The organism is Streptomyces sp. YS-3 (genome assembly GCF_045257485.1).
Classification (GTDB): domain Bacteria; phylum Actinomycetota; class Actinomycetes; order Streptomycetales; family Streptomycetaceae; genus Streptomyces.
Genome location: NZ_JBJHPC010000886.1, coordinates 1 through 1970, shown reverse-complemented (window position 1 = coordinate 1970; position 1970 = coordinate 1). Strand labels below are relative to the sequence as shown.

Here is a 1970-nt window from a genome sequence, read left to right as displayed (position 1 = left end):
CCTGCCCCACCGCGTACCGCACCGCCTCCTCGCCCTCCGGCGACGGCGCCCGTACCCCGCTCAGCGCCCCCGTCGCCAGCAGGTCCCGCTGCGCCTTCGCCGTGCCCTCCCGCTCCAGCGCGGAGAGCTCGGCCAACTGCTCCTCGCTCAGCGACGCCAGCAGGCCCTCCACGTCCGCCAGGCGCGCCCGTACCTCGTCCCGCGCCCGGCGTTGGCGCGCGGCCAGCGTCGCCTGCTCGTCCAGCGCCCTGCGCGCCTCCCGGGCGAGCGAGTCCGCCTGCTTCTCCGTGCGGGCGAGCCGCGCCAGCGCGACACGGCGCTCGTCCGTGGCGCGCCGCATCAGATGGCCCTGGTCGAGTGCGCCCTGCGGATCACGCGCCAGCAACAGCCGCATGTACGTGGAGAGTTCACTGCGGCCCTGGTACTGCTCCCGGGCCAGGCGCCCCGCCGCCTCGCGGCTGCGGGCCAGCGCGATCCGCGCCCTGGTCAGCCCGGCCGCCACCTTCTTCTCGTCCGCCGCGCGCAGCTTCAGCTGCTCCTCGGCCGCGTTGTACGCCTCGGAGGCCTCCTCGGCCTGCCGGTACAGCGTCTGCATCTGCGTCAGCAGACCGGTCACCGGACTCCGGGGCGGAGTGGGCGCGGCCTGCGCCGTGGGGACCGCCGACACGAGCGCCGCCGCGACGGCCGCCGCCGTACACACCGTACGCAGGGATCTTTCTGACACGTGCTCACCTCCGGTCGGATGGTGGCACGGTGATCCGGCGGGGTGCGCGCCGAGCCGGGTGAATGGTGCGAATACTCCCCCCGTACGGCCGAACCCCGGTGCGGGCGCTTGCCGATCCGGCCCGGTACGGCTACGGGTGGCCACGGATGACTCCGAGGGGCTCCGGATCTCGCCCGGGCCGCCCTAGCGCACCGGCAGCGCGTACAGCGTCGCCCCGTGCCACACCACCGCCGCGTCCGCGCCCGCCGCCACCGCCCGGTAGCCTCCCCGGTCCGCCGACTGCTCCTTGGCGCCCGCGTCCTGGAACTTCCACAGCCGCTCGCCGCTCGCCGCGTCCAGCGCGGTCACCTGGAACGGGTCGAGCGCCAGGACCGTACGGCCGGACGCGCTCGCCAGCGCGTGGGTCTCCACCGCGCCCGCCGGGGCCAGGTCCGTGGACCCGACCCACACCTCCCGGCCGTCGGCCGCCGCGACCGCGGCGATCCTCGTGCCGTTGTCGGGCGCGTACACGACTCCCTTGTCCACCAGGGGGGTTCCGTAGAGCGTCGTGCCCCGGGCGCGCTGCCAGCGCGGCTTCGCCGTCTCCAGGTCGTACGCCTGGAGGCCGCCGCCCGCCGTGGTGAGCAGCACGCCGTCGGGCGAGAGCACCGCGTTGTCGGTGGGCAGCACCGCCCCGTACGAGCGCGACCACAGGTCCTTGCCGGTCTTCGGGTCGACCGCGAAGAACTCCGCGAGCACCTGCCTGGCGCCCTTGGGCGGGCTCGCCGCCGGGCGCCGCGAGATCAGCCGGCCACCGGCGAAGTCCGTCCACTCGAAGGTCTCGCCCCGGCCCAGCGGGCGCCGCCACAGGACGGCGCGGGTGGCGATGTCGTAGGCGTACAGCGCGGTGTCCTTGCCGGCCGTGGCGGTGAACCACACCGTCGTGCCGTCGTGCGCGCGGACCTCGGGAGTGCCCATGCCGGGTGCGAGCCGGGCGTACGCCACCTTCTGGCGGACCGCGCCGTCCGCCACCGCGAACCAGGTGAACTCGGTGGGGCCGACGCCGAACGCCACCGCCGGATCCGCGCCCGCCGGCTGGAGCTGGGCGACACCGGCCAGTTCGGGGCGGTGCCACAGCTGACGGCCGGTGCGCAGGTCGACGCCGGTGAGCGCGGCGCCGGGCACGACCAGGACCGCGCCCTGGACGAGCGGGGTGCCCAGGAGCCTGCCACCGGGCACCGCGTACCCCCAGCGGGCGGCCGGGGGT

Annotated in this window: 2 protein-coding genes; both read right to left on the bottom strand. The window is 76.0% G+C overall.

Going from position 1 to position 1970, the window contains the following annotated elements:
• The coding region (locus tag ACJA3G_RS35945) for a coiled-coil domain-containing protein (RefSeq protein WP_406557227.1) at window positions 1–724 on the bottom strand (724 nt) is incomplete at its 3' end.
• Window positions 725–907: 183 nt separating this feature from the next.
• On the bottom strand, window positions 908–1970 hold a 1063-nt coding region (locus tag ACJA3G_RS35940; RefSeq protein ID WP_406557226.1), incomplete at its 5' end, for a PQQ-binding-like beta-propeller repeat protein.